Raw genomic sequence first — 20,108 nt, forward strand, 5'->3', positions numbered from 1 at the left:
CATGTTACATAAATTCGGATTTTCACAATATGAGAGCAAGGTGTACGAGGCGTTGGCGTCGGCGGAGCAGCCGATGGACGCCACGATGATCGTGAAGCATTCCGGCGTGCCCAAGGCGAAGATATATGAAGTGATCTCCCGGATGGTGGAGAAGGGGATGGTGCTGGAATCCGTTTCGGAAAAAAAGAAGCTGTATACCGCATTGCCTCTTCCGCTCGTGATCGAAAAATTAACGTCAGAGTTTCAGTCGGACATTCAGGAGCTGGAGCAGCATAAGGTTCAGAAGGCGGTCATCGACGACCATGTCTGGAGCTTGAAGGCAGACTCATCGATCGGTTCCCAGTTAAAGCAGATGATGGAGAATGCAGAGCGCTCGATCCGGTTTTCGGCATGGGAGGACGATTTCCACAAGTATCTGCCTATCCTGCTGGACAAGCAGCAAAATGGCGTCAAAGTGGAGGGTGTCGTGATTGGCGATACGCCTGATGGCCTGCCCCAGATCGTCCCGATGAAGCCTAGCGAGCAGCATGTCATGCTGGAGCGGTTCAGGCTGCTGATCGTAGACGACCGCGAGGTCGTATTCGCCGGCGTGGAGAATGATTCGTGGCAGGCGATCAAGACCCAGTCACAGCCGTTTGTGCGCGTGTTTACGGACTATTTCCATCACGATTTGCTCTTGGCGAAAATAACAGGCAAATACAATGATATTCTGCTGAACGACGAGGAGATTATGACGGAATTGCTTCAGTTGAAATATTAAGCGCGTCACGTGAAAAACGGGTGGACCCGGATCCACCCGTTTTTTGTATGCAAAAAATAGGGGTTGATCCTCATTTTGAATTAGGTTACCATTGCAGTAGTAACCATAAGAAACATGGAACAGAGAGATTTTTACAGAGGGGAGTTACATGCTGCATGAATTTTAAAATTTACATTTTAGCGATCGCCTGCTTCGTGACCGGAATGGTGGAGCTGATCGTCGGGGGGATGCTGGATCTCGTTTCATCGGACCTTCATATTTCGGTGAGCACAGCCGGGCAGTTGATCACTTTGTATTCCGTGGTATTTGCCGTATCGGGGCCTGTGCTGCTGGCGGCAGCTTCGAGGGTCGAACGTAAACTGCTGTACCAATGCGCCTTGTTGGTCTTCATTGCCGGCAATGTGCTTTCGGTCGTCAGCCCGAATTTTACGATGATGGTGATCGCGAGAATTTTGTCGGCGGCGAGCGCCGCGCTCATCACCGTGCTGTCTATCACGATGGCTTCCCAGATGGCGGAACCGGCGTATAGAGCCCGGGCAATCGGCGTTATCTTTATGGGAGTCAGCGGCTCCCTGGTACTGGGCGTACCTGTGGGCATGATGCTGGGCAACGCTTTTGGATGGCGTGCTCCGTTTGTCATGATCTCCATTCTGGCCGTTATATCGTTCATCGCGGTGCAAATTTTTATTACCAAAACGCCTCCCAGCGAGACCGTTCCGCTGCGCAAGCAGCTGGCATCCTTGAAAAACGGCAAAATCATTTTTGGCCAGCTGATTACGATTTTGATGCTGACCGGTCACCTGACCTTATATGCTTATCTGACGCCGTTTCTGCAGGAAACGCTGCACCTAAGTCCTTCCATGCTCAGCCTGTTTTATTTTATTTTTGGCATCGCGGCTGTTCTTGGCGGCGGGGCAGGCGGCTGGGTCACCGACCGGTTTGGGCCTGAGAAAAGCATTCTGACTATTGTCAGCGTGTTTGCCGTGGCCATGGTGCTGATGCCGGTATCTACGGTTTCGGTATATGTCTGCCTGATCGTGATGATCGTCTGGAGCATGCTCAGCTGGTCGATCTCTCCTTCGATGCAGAGCTACCTGATCAAAGCGGCACCGGAATCGCCGGACATCCAGCAGAGCTTGAACAGTTCGGCTTCCCATATCGGTATTGCGCTGGGGTCGGCGATTGGAGGTATGGTGATCGAAGGATCGTCGGTGTATTACAATGCCTGGGTTGGCGTTATTTTCGTCCTGCTCGCATTGGGATCCGCGGTGCTGTCGATTACTTGGAAAAAGCGCCGGGTCGAGTCCCGTGCGGCTGCGGGCGTCCAGGAAACATCATGATGGAGGTGAATTCCGCAGTGGCGGCACAGCGGAATGTCAATGGAACAACAGTGGAATATGGAGCCCGCCAAATGCATGGCGTTGACTGTTCAGTTGATGCAGGGTCGGATCTGTCCTGTTACCGACGGTGATGAAGAAGCAGACGGCTTTTACCAAGAGTTGGGGCGGTTTGCCCAAGACCCTGTCATTCACGAACTGCTTGAGAGTGGAAGCTTTGAATTGGTTGACGTGGGGGATGCCGATATATTTGCTTACAAACGAAGCATGGATCAGCATCGGCTGCTGATCGTAGCGAATATGAACAAGGAGGAGGCGGCATTCCGGGGTGACGGAATAACAGGCGGACAGAAAATGGTATCCGTCTATCCGGATACCGTTCCATCCGAAGCGATGCGGCTGCGGCCGTATGAGGCGTTTGCGGTATTGATCAACGGATGAAGGAGGGGAATAATCCCTCCTTTTTTTGTGCTCTGGCAACCCCCAATGATAAAGCACCGCTTATTCTCATCTTTCTAGCTCCTGTGGGTGACTTTATACCAAGTATACCCAAAGACGGGTCACTGTCACGAAAAAAACACTTGATAATGAGATTCATTATCACTTATGATACTTAAAGAGATATCTTTCACGTAAAACCGGATGGATCATGAATGTACATATAGGTTTTCGTAAAAATAATAAGACTCTAGCCTAGATAGAATGAACTAAAGTTTTGCATTTCTTTAGTTCATTCTATATAGATGAATCAGTGGAGGGGACAAACAATCATGAAACTCAAACTTAAAGGATCACTGTTGCTCGCGCTGCTGATGAGCTTTACCGTATTGGCCAGCGCCTGCGGCGATAAAGCCGGCAATTCTAATACAACGGATTCGGGGGCAGCGGCAGGAGATAACAGCACCGCGGATACCAAGCAGGAACGTGTGCTGACGGACGCGCTTGGTCATGAAGTGAAAGTGCCTGCGAATCCGCAGCGGATCATCGCTTCCTATTTAGAGGACCACCTGCTGACGCTTGGCGTCAAACCGGTTGCCCAGTGGTCGACTGGCAAGGGTTCCGTGCAGTATTACCTGCAGGATCAGCTGAACGGAATCCCGGAAATCTCTTACGACCTGCCCTATGAAGCCGTCATGAGCTTTACGCCGGATCTGATCATCCTGAGCAGTGCGGACATGGCGACGGACGACAAGTACGAGCAGTACTCTAAGATCGCTCCGACCTACGTCGTAGGTAAAGAGAAGAGCAACAATTGGCGCGAAGAACTGAAGGCGGTCGGCGAAGTTCTCGGTAAGAGCAAGGAAGCAGAGGAAGCCGTTCAAACTTATGATAAGAAAGCGGCGGACGCCAAGGAGCAGCTTCAGAAAACGGTCGGCACCCATACGGCAGCGGCACTTTGGGTGACGGGCAAAGACATCTACGTCTCAAGCGACCATCTGTCCAGCGGCTCGGTGCTGTATGATGACTTGGGACTCGCGAAGCCTAAGCTGGTAGAAGAACTGTCCAAAACCGGCACGGTGAGCTGGAACCAGGTTTCGCTGGAAAAATTCGCGCAAATGGACGCCGATTATCTGTTTATCGTCAACAGCCGCGGCGTATCGAAGGATGAGCTGCTGAAGGATCCGGTATGGGCCAACATCCCGGCCGTCAAGGAAGGCCATGTGTATGAGTTTGACGATCATTCCAGCTGGCTGTACTCGGGAACGATCGCCAATACGCAAATCATCGATGACGTGTTGTCCAACGTCGTCAAATAACTCAATGAAAACTTGTAACGCTCTACATTAGAAGCTAAGGTTTAAAAGCCTCGGTTCCGGCACCTTCTGTCGGATTCGGGGCTTTTTTCTGTCTTCACCACCTGATGCCACCTGAAATTTAGAAACCTTAACTAAAATTTGAAGACTATTTTTCATAGGAACCGCCGCCTATAATTAGTACCTGAAAGGGCTTACATAAGAGATTTCAGAAACGGGGTGCTTTCCAGAACATGAACGCAAGGGCCGGTATTGAAGCCGAGTGGGAACCTGCCGCCGAGAAGGCGAAAGAGAGGAAGCTGTGGCGGAAAATTGTGGGCCAGCGCTATCTGCAGATTATGGCTCTGCTGGGCGTCGCCTGGATGATTGTTTTCAATTATATCCCGATGTACGGGGTCATCATTGCTTTTAAAGAGTTCGACATTATTCACTCGATCTCTTCGGCTCCGTGGGTCGGATTGGATCATTTCAAGGAATTCCTGGAGGACGACAGTCTCGGATACGTGATCAAAAATACGCTCGGGATGAGCCTCCTGAAGCTGGTGATCGGGTTTCCGCTGCCCATCCTGTTCGCACTCCTGCTGAACGAAATCCGTTCGATCGTGTTCAAAAAGTGGATTCAGACGATTTCCTACCTGCCTCACTTTTTGTCCTGGGTCATTCTGGGCGGCATCCTCGCCACTTGGCTGGCGGATGTGGGCATCGTCAACAAGGTGCTGATGGCGCTTCACCTGATCGATCAGCCGATTACATACTTGGCCGAGCCCAAATACTTCTGGTCCATCGTCGTCACTTCAGACATCTGGAAGGAGATCGGCTGGTCGGCGATCATTTACCTGGCGGCGATTTCGAGCGTGTCTCCGGAGCTGTACGAGGCGGCTACGATCGACGGGGCGGGCCGGATGCAAAAAATGTGGAACATTACGCTTCCTTCGATCAAAGGCACGATTTCCATTTTGTTCATTCTGGCCGTCAGCGGCATCCTGAACTCCAACTTCGACCAGATTCTCGTGCTGCGCAACTCGCTGAACGAAACGTCAAGCAACGTCATAGACGTCTACGTATACAACGTTGGTCTGGCAGAGAGCCGGTACTCCTACGCGGCTGCGGTCGGACTGATCAAAAACGTGATCGCTCTCGCGCTGCTGCTTGGAGCCAACAGCATTACGAAACGGCTTAACAATACTTCCTTATTCTGATGGGACGGCGGTGACTCTTCGTGTATTCATTCAAACGCCAAAGCGCTTCGAGCGCGATCTTTGAAATATTCAACTCCGTGCTGATGCTGATCGTCTGCTTCGTCACGCTGTATCCGATCTGGTACGTCATCGTGAACGCATTTAATGACGGGGCGGACGCGATGCGGGGCGGCATTTACTGGTGGCCGCGGCAGTTCAGCCTGGACAGCTTCCAGGCCGTATTCCGCAGCGAGGGCATTATGACCGCCATGGGGGTCACGGTGGCCAAGACGCTGATCGGTACCCCGGTTCACGTGTTTTTTACCGCGATGGTGGCGTATGCCTTTTCCAGAAGGGAGCTTGTGGGACGCAAGCTGTATATGTTCATCGGCACGGTGACGATGTTCTTCGGCGGGGGCCTCATTCCGTATTACCTGCTGATCCGGGATTTACATCTGCTGGACAATTTTCTGGTATATATCATACCTGCTGCATTCAGCTTCTTCGACCTGATCATCTTCCTGTCGTTTTTCCGGGAGATTCCCCCGGGATTGGAAGAAGCGGCGAAGATCGACGGGGCGAACGATTTTAAAATTTTCTACAAAGTCATCATTCCGGTATCCATGCCGGTGGTGGCGACAATCGCCCTCTTTCACGGGGTGTACCAATGGAACGATTACTTTACCGGGATGATCTTCATTAATGATACGAACCTGCAGCCGATCCAGACGTATTTGTACCGCGTCGTTGCGCAGTCAAGCTCCAACCAGATGCTGGCATCCATGCCAAGCGGCATGGCGGTGTCGGTGACGAGCCAATCGCTGAAGCTGGCTACCATGGTCGTTACCACCGCGCCGATCGTCTTCGTGTACCCGTTCCTGCAAAAGTATTTTGTAAAAGGCTTCATGATCGGATCGATCAAGGAGTAACCGGGAATCCGGGTTTATCCATGGTTATCAGTCCCGCCTGGCGGGAGTGTTAATAGATTAACGAAAGAAAAGGGGTTAGAATCCATGAGCAAATCGCGCAGACTCATGACTTCCATGATCGCTCTGACCGTCGTGTTCACGATGGCGCTGTCCCTTGCGGGCTGCTCCGGCGGCAAGAGCGAGACAAACGGCGGCAGCACTGCCGCGACAAGCGGAAGCACGGATGCAAAGAACACGTCGTCCACGGGCGGCGGGGAAGCCAAACCGAATCCGGATGAGCCGGGCTGGAAGTCGGACAACGCACCAATCACGTTTGATTGGTACATGAACTTTTCGTGGTTCAATAAAAAATGGGGCGGCGACGCGACTGCCGAATATGTCACCAAGAAGACGGGCGTCAGCATCAACTTTATCGTTCCGGCGGGTAATGAGAACGAGAAGCTGAACACCATGATCGCCTCCGGCAAGCTGCCTGATTTCATCACGCTCGGCTGGAGCGAGGAAGCCGTCAAGAAGATGATCGAGGGCAAGCTCGTGCTTCCGCTGAACGAGTTAGCCGATCAATACGATCCTTACTTCTTCAAAGTAGCCGACCCTGCTAAACTGGGATGGTACACGCAGCCGGACGGCAACATCTATGGTTATCCGAACGCATCGTCCTCTCCTGAAGATTACAAAAAGTACGGCTCGAACTTCACGTCAAACCAAACGTTCGAGGTTCGCAAGGACATGTATGAAGCCATCGGCAGCCCGGATATGAGCACGCCGGAAGGGTTTCTGAACGCGCTCAAGCTGGCGAAGGAGAAGTTCCCGGAAGTGAACGGCCAGCCGCTCATTCCGCTCGGGCTGCATGAATTCAGCGAGACCGGCAACTATTCGCTCGAAGGCTATCTCCAGAACTTCCTGGCGATCCCGCAGCAGAAGGACGGCAAGCTGTACGACCGACGCCTGGATCCCGAATACATCTCATGGCTGAAGACGTTCCGCAAAGCCAACGAAATGGGACTGCTCTCGAAGGACATCTTCATCGACAAACGTCCGCAAATGGAGGAAAAAATCGCGCAGGGCCGCTACTTCGCGATGCTGTACCAGCGCTCCGACTTTGATGCGCAGAACATGTCGCTGTACCAGAAGGACCCGAATTCTGCGTACATCGCGATCAACGGTCCGGCCAACTCCAAGAAGGACGCGCCGACCCTTTCCGGTCCTGGCATCTCCGGCTGGACGCTGACCCTGATCTCCAAGGACGTGAAGGACAAGAAGCGGGCGATCGAGTTCTTGACCTACCTGATCAGCGAGGAAGGCAATAAGGACATGTTCCTCGGCGAAAAAGGCGTCACCTACGACAACATCGACGGCAAAGACCAGTTCCTGCCGGATGTCGTGAAGCTCTTGAACACGGACCGCACCGCGTTTGACCAGAAATACGGCGCGTCGTACACCTACTGGATGCTGATGGATACGAACATGAACCTGCAGTGGGCACCGCCGGGCGTCGATCCGCAGAAACAGATGGCGGACTGGACGAAGGGCAAATCGATCAGCATGTCCGAATTCGACAATCTGGATCCGCCGAGCACTTCCGAAGAGGGGGTTGCCGGCAGCAAAAACGCACGGAATTGGGGCAAACTGCTGCCGAAACTACTGCTGGCCAAATCGGATGCCGACTTCGACAACATGTGGAACAGCTACATCGAAGACCGCAACAAGAACAAACAGGACAAAATTGACGCATACCGTCAAAAGGCATACGAAGAAAACGTCAAAAAACTGGAAGCGCTCAACAAATAAGCGCCTTCTGACACAAGCCTGGAATCCGCGATTTTTTGCTCGCGGATTTTCAGGCTTATTACCATAATTGGGCTGGGTGGTGCTTGCGACAATGATCGAACTTTCCCGGAATCGAATGGCCAGGCTGTCGACCGCCATCGGCCGGATGCCGATTCAATTGAAGCTGATCCTATCGTTTATCTGTATTATTCTGATCCCGATCACCCTGGTTTCCTGGTATTTATTCAACGGGGTATACCTGAATACGATCAAAGATTTGACCAAGAAAAACCAATATATTCTGGAGATCGAGAAAACGAACGTGGCCAACAACATGCAGGTGATGGAACGGACGGCCCAGCTGGCCATCTCCAACAGCGAGATCAATGAGTATCTGCAGAGCCGGGAGGAGCTGGATACGGCCGATTTGATCGATTTTAAGATGAAGACGTTCTCCAGCTTTCAGTACTATCTGTTTAACAATCCAAACATCGCCAACATCCGGCTGTATTCGGAAAACCCGAACGTGAGGGAGTTTTGGCCGGTTATTTTCAAAGAATCCCGAATCAAGAACAAGCCTTGGTACCAGACGGTTCTTCGGCGCAACGGACTGGTCTGGTGGGAGATCAGCGCGACGAATAAGGACGTGATCAAGAACAGCACGGTGGCCAGCGACCAGGTCGGCGATTTTGTCACGCTGCTGCGCGAGATCAAATATCCGAACGATAAGCATAACGGGATCCTGGAGGTGACGATGGAGCTGAACAACTTTTTCATGAAAACCTTCAGCAGCGTACAGGATACAAGCTCGCAAATGATCGTGGTGAACCGGGAGGGCAAGGCGTTTACCAACCCGTCCCTGAGCCTGATGCAAACGCTCCCCGTCGAAACGATCATGGCCGAGTTCGCCAAGCACGGCAAGAAGACCGATCACGAGTTTACCTTTACCTATAACGGGACGCCATATTTGTGCATTCCGAGCGATATGGAGCCGCTGGACAGCTATCTGTTCAACGTCGTTTCGCTAAAAAGCGCTTTGTCGGACGTCAGCAAACGGCGGAATACGATTATCATTGCCACGATTATTCTGATCGCACTGCTGTCGGCCACGTCCTATATCCTGCATTCCTTGATTTTGAAAAAACTGAACATTTTGCGCGATTCGATGAAAAAAGTACGCAAAGGCGACTTTAATTTCGAAATTGACATTACGAGCATGGATGAGATCGGGGAATTGGCCCATCATTTCCGCCAGATGCTCAAACGAATGAATGAGCTGATCGTCGAGGCGGTGAACCGCCAGGCGGCAACCAAAGAAGCGGAGCTGAAGTCGCTCAAAAACCAGATCGACTCCCATTTTCTGTACAATACTCTCGAAAACTTAAAGATGCTTGCCGAAATTGAGGGCCAATTCACGATTTCCGATGCGCTCACTTCACTCGGACGTATGATGCGCTACAACCTGCAGTGGACCAGCAACCATGTGCGGCTGAGGGATGAACTGGAGCATATCCAAAACTACATCGCCATCATGAACATACGCTACGACAACAATCTGGTGCTGAACATCAACGTTCCGCCGGTCCATATGGAACAGGAAGTGCTGAAGATGTCGCTCCAGCCCATCGTCGAAAACGCCGTTAAGCATGGGATGGGTTCCCGTTCCGAGGGCGAAAAGCTGGAAATCGCTATACATGCTTATGTATCTGGGGACAGCATCATTATCGAGGTTTGTGACAATGGCGACGGGATTCCCGAATCCAAACTGAAGAAGATCAACCTGATGATCCGGCTGGAAGATGCGGAATATCAGCAAATGCGGAAAGAGCTGAACGACGGGGAAAGCAGCGGCATCGGACTGCGAAATGTCGATCAGCGTATCGTCATGTTTTACGGGAAGTCGCACGGGATCCGGGTGGAGAGCACCGAAGGAAGTTTTACGCGAGTCACGATGACGCTGCCTTATCTAATTCTAGCGGGAGGTGTGCCTGCCCATGTGCAATCTGCTAATCGTTGATGATGAGAAAAATATCCGGGATGGCCTGAAAGCGATGATTCGCCGCGAATTCGGCGACGTCTACGCACTGTACTTTGCCGCGAATGGGGAGCAGGCGCTTCAAGTCATGGACGAGACGGAAATGGACTTGGTCATTACCGACATCCGCATGCCGGTGATGGACGGAATCGAGCTCATTAACCGTATACAGGATCTGGAGGCGCGGCCGGATCTGGTTATTCTAAGCGGCCATGACGACTTCCAGTATGCCAAAGCGGCGATCCGCTGCAATGTGAAGGAATACTTGCTGAAGCCGATCGTGCGAGATGAGCTGTTCCGGACGCTGCGGCGTCTTGACGAAGAGCGCATCCGCAAGGGGGAAATCGCCGATCAGCTGCGCGGAACGAAGGCGCTGAAGGAAAATTATGCGGTGAGCCGGCTGCAGTATTTGTTTTTGCAGGAAGGCATGGACGAGCACGCCATTCGGGATGTGGTCCTTCAGGCGGGACTGGATTGGCTGGATGCGGGCGGATACGCCGCGCTGGTCCTCGTCCCGGAACGCTACCGGGAAGCCGGCTGGGACGAATTCACCACTTATGTTGACCAGATGATCGGCTGGCTGCCGGGTGAACGTTATATCCGTTTTTATGACAAAGACGGCAAACTCGTGTTGTTTACCGACACCGCTGCTCCGTTCAACCGGCTGGGAGAGGAAATCATCCGCCAGTCGTCCAGCGCCATCCGGGCCGGCATCAGCGAACGGATAGCGGGTGCAGGGGAGGTGAAGAAAGCTTACCAGCAGGCGGGCCGTGCGTTGAAGTACTTTTTGTTCCAAAACATGCCTGGACTCATTCGGAGCACTGAACTGTCCGGCAAACGGACGGATTACCGCATCCCGGTGGAAGACATCCGGAAGACGGCCAACCTGCTCGGATTGGATCGGGATGCCGAGCTGAGCCGGCTGCTGCAGCATATTTTCGATATCCGGACGATTCTTCAATATGATATTGGGTATCTGGAAGGGATCAGCCATGCTTTTAACGAGCATGTATTCGACCAGGTGTTTCAAACCTATGGCGAGGAATCCGTCGACATTTTAAAACTCCACAAGCAGGTGGGGAATCTGTACAACTTCAATCATTTTCATGATTATTTTCATAGTCTGGAGAGCCTGCTCTTCCTGCTGAGCGATTATGTGAAACGGATGCGGTCGATGCATTTTGACCAGAGCGAGATTCAGCGGGCCATCGTCTATATCGAGGAGCATTTTCATGAAAACTTGAATATGGCCGTCGTTTCCAATCATGTCTCATTGAATTATTCGTATTTCAGCCAAGCTTTCAAGGAGTATACGGGGGAGACGTTCGTGAGCTACTTGCGGAAGCTGCGGATCCGTAAGGCCAAGGAGCTGCTCGGCAGCACGGACCTGAAAGTGTACGAAATCAGCGAGCGGGCCGGGTTCGAGAACGTGAAGCATTTTACCAAGGTCTTTAAGGAAATGGAGGGCGTTGCGCCGCTCGAATACCGCTCACAGCAGGAGGCGTTAGGGCGGAGGTGAACAAAAGGCCGGTTAGACGGCTCTTGGCTTTCTTTTATGTGTTGGTTTGATAACCGGGTACGAAGCGAATAAAAAAGGTAACGGGCAGCAGGGAAATTAGATGATGTCGGCGAACATATATTCCTATCATGATTATCTTTAGGAGGAGTGTGTGTGAATCTGGACAGCGTTCCTAACCAAGCAGTATTTGAGCCATTGGATGAAGTCGTCCGAAAGGCACGCACCGAATACGGTGCATCAGCTTCATCCATTCTGGTCATACATAACGACAGGATCGTCTATGAGCAATATCATGGATTTCATCATCATAAAGGAGGAGCGGTTCCCGTTACGAAGTCCTCCATGTTCAACATTTACTCCACCCGAAAAACGTATATCTCCTCTGCAATGGCTATGGCTTCTCTGGACTACGGAGTGCCGATCTCCACCCCGGTTGCAGAAGTGTTGAGCGATTACCCCGGTGAAGATTTGGGGCAGCTGACATTATGCGATTTGGCGACTGCTTCCGGCCCTAAATTTTTTCATGATATGCAATGGGAAAGGGAAGGGATTCAAGGGCAGGTAGTGAGAGCATTGTCAGGGAAGTCTATTGCGGCGTTTCTGGAGGAGCGCGTTTTAAAGCCGCTCAGCTGCAAGGAAACCATATGGGCTACCGCGCCAACGGCCAGTCTTGTCTGCGACTATGCAACGAATCCAGCCTATGCTACGGTTCGTCTGGAATCCCATGAAGGGCATGAAAGAAACATGTATACGAGCTCCAGGGATTTGGCCAAGTGGGGGTACCTGCATTTGAAACGGGGAAGCGCGGGAGGTCGTCAGCTGATTCCGTCAGCATTTTATCGTCTCAGCGACGAGTTGAAAGCGATGAATCCGGATCGCCGTATACTGGGGTGGTATCATCGCTCGGATTGGTTCTACGCTACCGGAGCGGCAGGATGCCATGTGGTTGTCTACCCGGAGCATCAGGCCGTGGGTGTCAGAATGCTCAATAAGTATACGAGCCGATATGAAGAAGACCAGACTCTTTTCAATAACACCCTTCTGCATTGTCTGCAGCAAGCTGTGACGACAAGCATCCTGTAGCAGAAGGCCATTGCCCTTCAGAGGCGTGAAATCCGCTGAAAGCCAATAAATCAAGCGTAAAAGGCTGCCGTGAGGCAGCCTTTTACCGTTACTGGACGAGCAATGAGGAAGTGGTACGAGCATGAAAACCAGAATCTAGGGATCATGATGTCGACCTCGGATGGCCACGGCGAGCCATTCCACGCTTCATCCCGTAAATGAGGAGATCAACCGCCGCACCGATGATGGCTGCCATGACGATGGAGAGAAGATATGCCGGGAACCGTAAGGGGATAAAGTAGCTGTTCGTTACGAAAGCGTGTTTATCGGACAGCCAGCCCGAATACACCGGGTCATGCAGCAAGGCTTCAAGCAAGGGATTCAGCCGGATCAGTATGATGTTGGCCAAGCCCTGTCCGGAGGCATCCAGTATGCAGGTGAGGATCATACATAACGTGAGCCCAAAAGAAACGCTTTTTAACAAAGACATCCCCGCCTTCAAACTTGTTCTTGTCATTTATAACGCATCCTGCCGTAACTAAGTTCTATACAGCTTACATAAAGCTGGTTTATTTATATCCAACCATTCTGTTGGTTGGTATAATATGGTGGAGAAGAGCGAGTCTACGGAGGTGGTTGCATGAAAGAGAGGGTGCTCGAGGCTTATACCAAGCTCGCCAAGGACTATGAACTGCATACCGATTCGGACAGCGGCGCCAACGCATACTACGAGCGTCCGGCCATGCTGGAGCTGCTGCCAACGGATATGTCCGGACTTCATGTCCTTGATGCAGGCTGCGCCGCAGGATGGTATGCCGAGCAGTTCGTTTCCCGCGGGGCATCGGTATCGGCGATCGATCTCAGCCCTGATATGGTGGAGGCGGCCAAACGGCGAGTCGGCAGTCAAGCGGAGATTCAAGTTCATGATCTAAATGAACCGCTGCCATACGGTGCGAATAAGTTCGACTTGATTCTCAGTTCGCTAACGCTGCATTACATCGAAGACTGGGATCCCCTGTTCCGTGAGTTTCAGCGGGTATTGAAGCCTGGAGGAACGTTATTGTTTTCGGTGCATCATCCGTTTATGGACTTTACTGTTTTTAAGAGACCGGATTATTTTGTACGGGAGCTGCTTGTAGACCGGTGGACGAAGAAAGAGGCAGGCAGCGTTGAAGTGACGTTCTTCCGCAGACCCCTGCAGGATATCGTCAATACGACGTCAAGCTGGTTTGTACTGGACCGGCTTGTCGAACCAAGGCCGGTTCCCGAGTTTCTGGAGCGGCTGCCGGAGTCGGCCGACTTCTACCAGCGGATTCTGCATCACCCGCATTTTTTAATTGTGAAAGCCCACAAGCCGGAGTGAGAGGGGAAGAGTCGCTGCGGTAGGCAAGAAACAATCGGCATAATTTTACTCTGAGAATGGCTTCATTCCAAAGGCCCTGACCGGCCCAAAACGGAGGGTTTGGCAATGATTGTGATCGACCTTATCTTTTTTCTAATGGAGCTGTGTGCACTGGCAGCCTTTTGCCTGTGGGGATTTAAGCTGGATACCGCCTTGTGGATCCGTATCGTGGCAGGAATAGGTTCGCCGATTGTCGTTGCTGTTTTTTGGGGCATGTATGTCGCACCGAAAGCGACCTTTCCGGTGACGCTTCCCGTCCGGGCTGTGCTGCAGCTGATCGTATTCGGTCTGGCCGCGGCTGCGCTGTACGGATCAGGTTATCGAACGGCCGCTGTCATTTATGCCGCTGTCGTCATCGTCGAGATGATCCTTTCTTACGCGTTGAAAAGATAAACACTTGAAGGTGGAAGGAGATCCGCATAAACGATCGACAAGCTTTTTCCCGGTATCCCGCCAGCAGGTTTTTTTGTTTGACAACACCGGCAAACGGAGCTACAGTTATTCATGAACTTGTAAAATATCATACGAAAATCCACTAGGGGAGCTGCGGAGGCAGCTGAGACAAGTGATCGCTTGGACCCTTTGAACCTGATCCGGTTAATACCGGCGGAGGGAAGTGGAGCAGGCCTTTACATACGCAACTTTCTTGATGAGATCCATTCAGGATGACACTGCAAATAGCGGCCGCTCCATTTCGGGGCGGCTTTTTTTGTGTTGGCTTCCCTGCGCTCGAACATGCGATTTTCGTCAAAATTAACGGAGGTGCATTATCATGGCCCGGTTTACCGAAGAATTGAGACACGCGGCAGATCCTATTTATCAAGCGATCTTCAAGCATCCGTTTGTACGGGGGATTGCGGAAGGTACATTGTCCAAGGAACAGCTGATTCACTATGTGAAGCAGGATTTTGAATATCTGAATGCCTACATCCGGATCTATGGCATTGCCATATCCCGATGCGATTGCCGGCAGACGACCGCGCTTTTCAACGAACAGATTTCGTTTATTTTGAACAGCGAAACGCATCCCCACCAAAACTTTTGTGATGTCGCCGGTGTTGCATATGAGGAACTGCAAGGCTATCCGCTGGCTCCATCGGCCAATCATTACATCCGGCATATGCTGAACGTCGCCCACGAAGGGGGACTAGAAGATATTGTAGCTGCTCTGTTACCTTGCCCGTGGACCTATACGGAAATCGGCCAACGTCTTCTGGAGGAAGTCCAGCCGGAGAAATCCCATCCGTTTTATGAATGGATGCACTTTTACGGAGACCGAGAAAGCGGCGTGACGGTGCAGCTGCGGCGGCTGCTCGACGAATGGGCGGAGGGCCTGCCTCCCGCAAGAAAAAAACGGCTGATGGAGCATTTTCTGACCAGCTGTCAGCTGGAGTACATGTTCTGGGATATGGCGTTTACGCTTGAGGATTGGCCGGTTTCCCTGGCTGCAGCGGAAGGGGTGGGACGATGACCGCCGATATGTTTCCGTCCCGACTCATCCAGCTTCCTTTACGGATAAAAGAGCAGCGTCCGCTCATTCACAACATGACGAATGTGGTCGTGACCAACTTTACGGCCAACGGCCTGCTTGCCCTTGGCGCCTCCCCGGTTATGGCCTATGCCAAAGAGGAGGTGGCCGATATGGCTCGGGTCGCCCAAGCCGTCGTTCTGAATCTGGGAACGCTGAGCAGCGAATTGGTGGAAGCGGCGATCATCGCCGGCCGATCGGCAAATGATCATGGCGTTCCGGTGTTCCTGGATCCCGTCGGCGCGGGAGCGACCGCATTTCGCACGGAGGCTGCGCTGCGAATTTTGCGCGAGGTGCGCGTGTCTCTGGTTCGGGGCAACGCAGCGGAGGTTGCCTATCTCATTGGAGAATCCGGCGCGATTAAAGGCGTCGACGCAGGGGAGGCCGGGGAGTCTGCTCCTACCGACTTGGCGGCACGGGCGGCACACCGTCTGGGGACTCTTGTCGCCATTACCGGACAAGAAGATGTGATCACCGACGGAACGAAAGGATACTTGATCCGGGGCGGACATCCGATGCTGACCCAAGTCACCGGGACCGGCTGCCTGCTGACATCGGTGATCGCCGCTTTTGGAGCGGTCGAATCCGATCTGCTGTCCGCCGGCGCGGCCGCCTTGGCGTACTACGGTGAAGCGGCCGTTCGGGCATTTGAGCGGGCAGGCATTGAGGGGCCCGGAAGCTTCCAAATCGCTTTCCTCGACGCGTTGTCTGTGATGGACCGGCATCCGCTGGAGGAAGGAACCATTACCGCTCTTCTGGAGTCGGCAGGAAGGGGATTTGTGCAATGAGCATCCCGAAAGCATTGACGGTAGCCGGTTCTGACAGCGGCGGCGGGGCAGGCATCCAGGCGGATATCAAAACGTTCCAGGAGCTCGGCGTATTCGGTATGTCGGCCATTACAGCCATTACCGTTCAAAACACACTCGGGGTACAAGGCGTATATCCGCTTCCCGCGGCTGCGGCAGCCGAACAAATGGATGCCGTGGGCACCGACCTCGGCGTGGATGCGGTCAAAACCGGTATGCTGTTCAGCGCGGATATTATTGAGGCCGTCGCAGGACGAATAGCCGCTTTTGGCTGGAGGAATGTGGTCGTCGACCCGGTTATGGTCGCCAAAGGCGGCGCGCGCCTTCTGCAGCAGGACGCTGTTGACGCGCTGAAGAACAAGCTGCTGCCGCTGGCTGCTGTCGTCACCCCCAACATTCCGGAGGCGGAAGTGATCGCGGGGATGGCGATCCGGTCGATGGAGGAACGCTGCGAGGCGGCCTACCGCATCGCGGCTTACGGTCCGGCGATGGTTGTGATCAAGGGCGGACATGACGAATCGTCTGACAAGGCGGTTGATCTTACTTTCGACGGAAAATCCTTCTCGACCCTGGAAGGAAGTCGGATTGACACGCGTCATACGCATGGAACGGGATGCACCTTCTCGGCTGCGATCGCCGCTGAGCTGGCTAAAGGGAACCCGGTCAACGAGGCTGTACGGACAGCCCGTGAATTCATTCAGGCGGCCATCGAGAACGCGCTCGGCATTGGCGGCGGGAGCGGTCCGACGAATCATTGGGCCTACCGCAGCCAAAAGGAAGGGGCGGCAAGATAGAGGCAGCCGATACCGGCCTGCTTCACAAGCGATTAGCACCTGTCTATATAGACAGGTTTTTTTCTTGGCGATGGCTTCCTTAAGTGGTCGTCGATAGATGGTTTTTTGCACCGAGCTTCGGTTAGGCTTTGTCCAATTTTTAGTGTTACAATGGTAGAACGATTCCAACGCTAGAAAGGATGTTAACGAAATTGGACCAACTCCTCATCCGTACTCATAATGGCCTGATTCAAGGATATGTTCAGAACGGCGTCCGGACTTGGAAGGCGATTCCTTACGCCCAGCCCCCCGTCGGCGAGCGGCGTTTTCGGGAACCGCTTCCTGCACGGCCATGGGCAGGCGTCAGATCCGGGGACATGACGGTACCGCTTGCCCCGCAGCGCGTCAACCCCACGGGTGGCGCGTATAGACTGAAACGGGATCAGATCCCGCAGTCCGAGGACTGCCTGTACGTCAATGTGTGGGCCCCTGACGAGCCGGCACCGCAGCCGCTTCCGGTCATGGTGTGGATCCATGGCGGCGCCTTCGTGACGGGCGGCGGCGGACTGCCCATTTATGACGGCTCCGAGCTGGCGCGCCGGGGAGGCTTAATTGTCGTCAGCCTCAGCTACCGGCTGGGTCCACTCGGTTTTACGCATTTTTCTCCATTTTCCGGAGAGTCCGAAGACGGTTATGTAAGCAACGCCGGTCTGCTGGACCAAATCGAAGCGCTGCGCTGGGTGAAGCACAACATCGCCGCTTTCGGCGGAGATCCTCAACAGGTGACCGTATTTGGTGAGTCGGCGGGAAGCATGAGCATCGCGGCGCTGCTCGCAATGCCTGCGGCACAAGGCTTGTTCACCCGGGCGATTATGCAGAGCGGGGCTTCCCAGGCGATCTCGGACTCCCATGGCAGGCTGCTTACGAAGGGACTGCTGGATATCCTTGGCATTCCTGAAGATCAGCTGGAGCGGCTGCAAGAAGTACCGGCCGAGGATATCCTAAGAGCGGCAGACGAGTTAAAACAGGCGGCGGGAGCAAGTGCCGTCATGCTGTTCCAGCCGGTCGTCGATGGGGAGCTGCTGCCTGTGATGCCCTTGGATGCGGTGGCTGCCGGTTCCGCAGCCGGCATCGAGATCATCATTGGTACGAACCGGGATGAGGGGGCGCTTTTTATACCGGAAGGCATGCCTATGCTGACCAAGGAACAGAACGCCCGGGCGTATACAGCGGTAACCGGATCGAAGGAAGCGGCGAGCTGGATCGAAGCATATCCGGCCACCGTGGAGGGACAGCGTCAGGCGATGACCGAGCTGTTCTTCTGGAGGTCGACCCTTCAGTTCGCAGAAGCCCAGATGCCGCATGCGACGGTATGGATGTACCGTTACGATTATGCGATGGTGCCGGGCGATCCGCTGCTGGGAACGGCCTTTCATTCCGCCGAAATTCCGTTTGTGTTTAACAATCTCGACTTGCTTGCAGGCGCAGGTATGCCGGTGAACGAAGAGATGAGGAGCGTGGCGGAACGCATGCAGGAGGCCTGGACGTCTTTTGCCAAGCGCGGACAGCCCTCAACGCCTTCTCTGCCGTGGCCTGCGTACGATGCGGAGGAACGCTGGACGATGGTGTTCGGTGCAGACAGCGCGGTTACCCGTGATCCGGACGCGGATAAACGGCGGATGCTGACCGGCGGGTCTGACAGAAGAACAACTTAAGCTCCCTATGTCAAAAGGTCACGCCTGGCAATCCAGGTGTGACCTTTTTTTCTTAAACCATGACGGTATTCATAGATGACTAGATTTCGTGCGAAAAAAGCGAGTTTGAATAAAAGGGTATCCCGGATGCCGGAACGAAGAATAAGGGAGTGCCGTCCGGCAGTGCAGTAAGCAACGCTGTCGAATTTTGCTGCGGCACAAGTCAAGAAAACAGCTATTGGAGGGCGAATAGGGCATGAATCCGCGTTTTGAAAGAACGGCAACATTAATGAACGACCGCTTTGGCCTGTTTATTCATTGGGGATTGTATGCGATTCCGGCCAGAGGCGAATGGGTACGGAGCCAGGAGCGCATCACGAACGAACAGTACCAAGCCTATTTTGAGGAGTTTAATCCGACTCTGTATGATCCGCGTGCATGGGCCAAGGCGGCCAAAGCGGCAGGACAGCGCTACGCCGTGCTGACGACCAAACATCACGACGGCTTCTGCTTGTTTGACAGCGAGCTGACGGATTATAAAGCAACGAATACGCCGGCTGGAAGAGACCTGATCCGCGAGTATGTCGATGCGTTTCGCGAAGAGGGGCTGCAGGTCGGTTTCTATTATTCGTTGATCGATTGGTACCATTCGGATTATCCTGCCTTCGGCGACCGCCAGCACCCGATGCGTGCGGAAGAATCGTACAAGAACCGGGAGGAGCAATTCGACCGGTATTTGGAGTATATGCACGGACAGGTCCGCGAACTGCTGACCAACTATGGAAAAATCGATATCATGTGGTTCGATTTCTCATATGATGATATGACCGGCGAAAAGTGGCGCGCCACCGAGCTGATCCGGATGATCCGCTCCCTGCAGCCGGACATCGTCATCGACAACCGCTTGGGCGGCAATATTATGGCGGCGGAGCCGGAGGAATACGCGGGTGACTTCTTCTCGCCTGAACAGATTATTCCGCCGCGCGGCATCGTGAATGACCTGGGCGAGCCGATTCCGTGGGAGGCATGTATCACCCTAAACGACCATTGGGGCTACCATGCGACGGACAAAAACTATAAGTCTCCGAGACAGGTCATCCGTGCGCTGGTGGAATGCGTCAGCAAAAACGGCAATTTGCTCCTGAACGTCGGACCGGACGCCAAAGGGGAAATTCCAAAGGAGTCCCTGGCCATTTTGTCCGTTGTTGGTGAATGGCTGCGCCGGAACGGGGACAGCATTTACGGCTGCGGAATTGCGGCGCTTCCCAAGCCAGAGTGGGGGCGGTATACGCAAAAAGGCAATAAGCTGTACGCCCATATTTTTGACCGCGGCATCGGCCCGATCTACTTCCAGGGACTGAAGGGGAAGATCAAGAAGGCCCGCCTGCTGTCGGACAGCAGCGAGCTGCACGTGGAAACGCCTTGGATGGCCGATCAATATTCGGATACGGACAGCGGCGCGTTTATTCACCTGACCGGCGGCGATCTGCCGGATGAACTGGATACGGTCATCGAACTGGAACTGACAGAAGAAATTTAACAACAGACCGGAGGGATTGCG

The 20,108-nt window shown here is 53.4% G+C and carries 18 protein-coding genes and 1 riboswitch; of the genes, 17 read left to right on the forward strand and 1 reads right to left on the reverse strand.

Features of this window, described 5'->3' with window-relative positions; translation table 11 throughout:
* The first annotated feature begins 1 nt into the window (after position 1).
* The 10 genes from GCU45_RS30790 (at position 2) to GCU45_RS30835 (ending at position 12,365) form a co-directional block, all read left to right on the forward strand.
* Positions 2–760 (forward strand): TrmB family transcriptional regulator, encoded by a 759-nt coding sequence (locus tag GCU45_RS30790; protein ID WP_076167041.1) that lies wholly within the window; start codon positions 2–4, stop codon positions 758–760.
* Positions 761–915: 155 nt separating this feature from the next.
* Entirely contained in the window at positions 916–2,100 is a 1,185-nt protein-coding gene (locus GCU45_RS30795) for an MFS transporter (protein ID WP_152403708.1), read from the forward strand.
* Positions 2,101–2,133: 33 nt separating this feature from the next.
* Positions 2,134–2,538, forward strand: coding sequence for a hypothetical protein (locus GCU45_RS30800; RefSeq protein WP_152403710.1), 405 nt, complete (start codon positions 2,134–2,136; stop codon positions 2,536–2,538).
* A 329-nt stretch (positions 2,539–2,867) separates the two neighbouring features.
* The gene (locus GCU45_RS30805) at positions 2,868–3,854 is read left to right on the forward strand and encodes an iron-hydroxamate ABC transporter substrate-binding protein (protein ID WP_152403712.1); all 987 of its coding nucleotides are present in this window, start codon (positions 2,868–2,870) and stop codon (positions 3,852–3,854) included.
* Positions 3,855–4,084: 230 nt separating this feature from the next.
* A complete protein-coding gene (locus tag GCU45_RS30810; RefSeq protein WP_105443321.1) occupies positions 4,085–5,050 on the forward strand; it encodes an ABC transporter permease in 966 nt (321 codons plus the stop codon).
* A gap of 83 nt (positions 5,051–5,133) precedes the next feature.
* On the forward strand, positions 5,134–5,958 hold the full coding sequence (locus tag GCU45_RS30815; protein ID WP_234489283.1) for a carbohydrate ABC transporter permease: 825 nt from the start codon (positions 5,134–5,136) through the stop codon (positions 5,956–5,958).
* 84 nt (positions 5,959–6,042) lie between these two features.
* Positions 6,043–7,749, forward strand: coding sequence for a type 2 periplasmic-binding domain-containing protein (locus GCU45_RS30820; protein WP_145157062.1), 1,707 nt, complete (start codon positions 6,043–6,045; stop codon positions 7,747–7,749).
* Between the two features lie 91 nt (positions 7,750–7,840).
* Entirely contained in the window at positions 7,841–9,745 is a 1,905-nt protein-coding gene (locus GCU45_RS30825; RefSeq protein ID WP_244364741.1) for a cache domain-containing sensor histidine kinase, read from the forward strand.
* Positions 9,723–11,282, forward strand: coding sequence for a response regulator (locus GCU45_RS30830; protein WP_152403714.1), 1,560 nt, complete (start codon positions 9,723–9,725; stop codon positions 11,280–11,282). The genes GCU45_RS30825 and GCU45_RS30830 overlap by 23 nt, the downstream gene beginning before the upstream one ends.
* 153 nt (positions 11,283–11,435) lie before the next feature.
* Positions 11,436–12,365 carry a serine hydrolase domain-containing protein gene (locus GCU45_RS30835; protein WP_152403716.1) on the forward strand — a complete coding sequence of 310 codons (930 nt, stop codon included), beginning with the start codon at positions 11,436–11,438 and terminating at the stop codon, positions 12,363–12,365.
* A 142-nt stretch (positions 12,366–12,507) separates the two neighbouring features.
* On the opposite strand, the gene GCU45_RS30840 is transcribed toward GCU45_RS30835, so the two are convergent.
* A complete protein-coding gene (locus tag GCU45_RS30840) occupies positions 12,508–12,861 on the reverse strand; it encodes a hypothetical protein (RefSeq protein WP_152403718.1) in 354 nt (117 codons plus the stop codon).
* A 123-nt stretch (positions 12,862–12,984) separates the two neighbouring features.
* Between GCU45_RS30840 and GCU45_RS30845 the strand changes: the two genes are divergently transcribed.
* From GCU45_RS30845 to GCU45_RS30875, 7 genes are all read left to right on the forward strand, one after another.
* Entirely contained in the window at positions 12,985–13,707 is a 723-nt protein-coding gene (locus tag GCU45_RS30845) for a class I SAM-dependent methyltransferase (RefSeq protein WP_152403720.1), read from the forward strand.
* Between the two features lie 105 nt (positions 13,708–13,812).
* Positions 13,813–14,139 carry a YrdB family protein gene (locus tag GCU45_RS30850; RefSeq protein WP_152403722.1) on the forward strand — a complete coding sequence of 109 codons (327 nt, stop codon included), beginning with the start codon at positions 13,813–13,815 and terminating at the stop codon, positions 14,137–14,139.
* 134 nt (positions 14,140–14,273) lie between these two features.
* Positions 14,274–14,378, forward strand: a riboswitch (TPP riboswitch).
* Between the two features lie 140 nt (positions 14,379–14,518).
* Entirely contained in the window at positions 14,519–15,217 is a 699-nt protein-coding gene (tenA, locus tag GCU45_RS30855) for a thiaminase II (RefSeq protein ID WP_116230874.1), read from the forward strand.
* A complete protein-coding gene (gene thiM, locus GCU45_RS30860; RefSeq protein ID WP_425281319.1) occupies positions 15,214–16,062 on the forward strand; it encodes a hydroxyethylthiazole kinase in 849 nt (282 codons plus the stop codon). Before tenA ends, thiM begins: the two co-directional genes overlap by 4 nt.
* Positions 16,059–16,874 carry a bifunctional hydroxymethylpyrimidine kinase/phosphomethylpyrimidine kinase gene (gene thiD / locus GCU45_RS30865; protein WP_152403724.1) on the forward strand — a complete coding sequence of 272 codons (816 nt, stop codon included), beginning with the start codon at positions 16,059–16,061 and terminating at the stop codon, positions 16,872–16,874. The genes thiM and thiD overlap by 4 nt, the downstream gene beginning before the upstream one ends.
* Positions 16,875–17,065: 191 nt before the next feature.
* On the forward strand, positions 17,066–18,568 hold the full coding sequence (locus GCU45_RS30870) for a carboxylesterase/lipase family protein (RefSeq protein ID WP_152403726.1): 1,503 nt from the start codon (positions 17,066–17,068) through the stop codon (positions 18,566–18,568).
* 235 nt (positions 18,569–18,803) lie between these two features.
* Positions 18,804–20,087, forward strand: coding sequence for an alpha-L-fucosidase (locus tag GCU45_RS30875; protein WP_152403728.1), 1,284 nt, complete (start codon positions 18,804–18,806; stop codon positions 20,085–20,087).
* The last annotated feature ends 21 nt before the right edge of the window (positions 20,088–20,108 follow it).

The sequence above is a fragment of the Paenibacillus cellulositrophicus genome (genome assembly GCF_009363095.1).
Lineage (GTDB): Bacteria > Bacillota > Bacilli > Paenibacillales > Paenibacillaceae > Paenibacillus_AQ > Paenibacillus_AQ favisporus.

What these genes read in the sequence shown, in the direction of transcription:
- GCU45_RS30790 (WP_076167041.1), top strand. Translation starts at nt 2, where the DNA reads ATGTTACATAAATTCGGATTTTCACAATATGAGAGCAAGGTGTACGAG.
- GCU45_RS30795 (WP_152403708.1), top strand. Translation starts at nt 916, where the DNA reads ATGAATTTTAAAATTTACATTTTAGCGATCGCCTGCTTCGTGACCGGA.
- GCU45_RS30800 (WP_152403710.1), top strand. Translation starts at nt 2,134, where the DNA reads ATGTCAATGGAACAACAGTGGAATATGGAGCCCGCCAAATGCATGGCG.
- GCU45_RS30805 (WP_152403712.1), top strand. Translation starts at nt 2,868, where the DNA reads ATGAAACTCAAACTTAAAGGATCACTGTTGCTCGCGCTGCTGATGAGC.
- GCU45_RS30810 (WP_105443321.1), top strand. Translation starts at nt 4,085, where the DNA reads ATGAACGCAAGGGCCGGTATTGAAGCCGAGTGGGAACCTGCCGCCGAG.
- GCU45_RS30815 (WP_234489283.1), top strand. Translation starts at nt 5,134, where the DNA reads ATGCTGATCGTCTGCTTCGTCACGCTGTATCCGATCTGGTACGTCATC.
- GCU45_RS30820 (WP_145157062.1), top strand. Translation starts at nt 6,043, where the DNA reads ATGAGCAAATCGCGCAGACTCATGACTTCCATGATCGCTCTGACCGTC.
- GCU45_RS30825 (WP_244364741.1), top strand. Translation starts at nt 7,841, where the DNA reads ATGATCGAACTTTCCCGGAATCGAATGGCCAGGCTGTCGACCGCCATC.
- GCU45_RS30830 (WP_152403714.1), top strand. Translation starts at nt 9,723, where the DNA reads ATGTGCAATCTGCTAATCGTTGATGATGAGAAAAATATCCGGGATGGC.
- GCU45_RS30840 (WP_152403718.1), bottom strand. Translation starts at nt 12,861, where the DNA reads ATGACAAGAACAAGTTTGAAGGCGGGGATGTCTTTGTTAAAAAGCGTT.
- GCU45_RS30845 (WP_152403720.1), top strand. Translation starts at nt 12,985, where the DNA reads ATGAAAGAGAGGGTGCTCGAGGCTTATACCAAGCTCGCCAAGGACTAT.
- GCU45_RS30850 (WP_152403722.1), top strand. Translation starts at nt 13,813, where the DNA reads ATGATTGTGATCGACCTTATCTTTTTTCTAATGGAGCTGTGTGCACTG.
- tenA (WP_116230874.1), top strand. Translation starts at nt 14,519, where the DNA reads ATGGCCCGGTTTACCGAAGAATTGAGACACGCGGCAGATCCTATTTAT.
- thiM (WP_425281319.1), top strand. Translation starts at nt 15,214, where the DNA reads ATGACCGCCGATATGTTTCCGTCCCGACTCATCCAGCTTCCTTTACGG.
- thiD (WP_152403724.1), top strand. Translation starts at nt 16,059, where the DNA reads ATGAGCATCCCGAAAGCATTGACGGTAGCCGGTTCTGACAGCGGCGGC.
- GCU45_RS30875 (WP_152403728.1), top strand. Translation starts at nt 18,804, where the DNA reads ATGAATCCGCGTTTTGAAAGAACGGCAACATTAATGAACGACCGCTTT.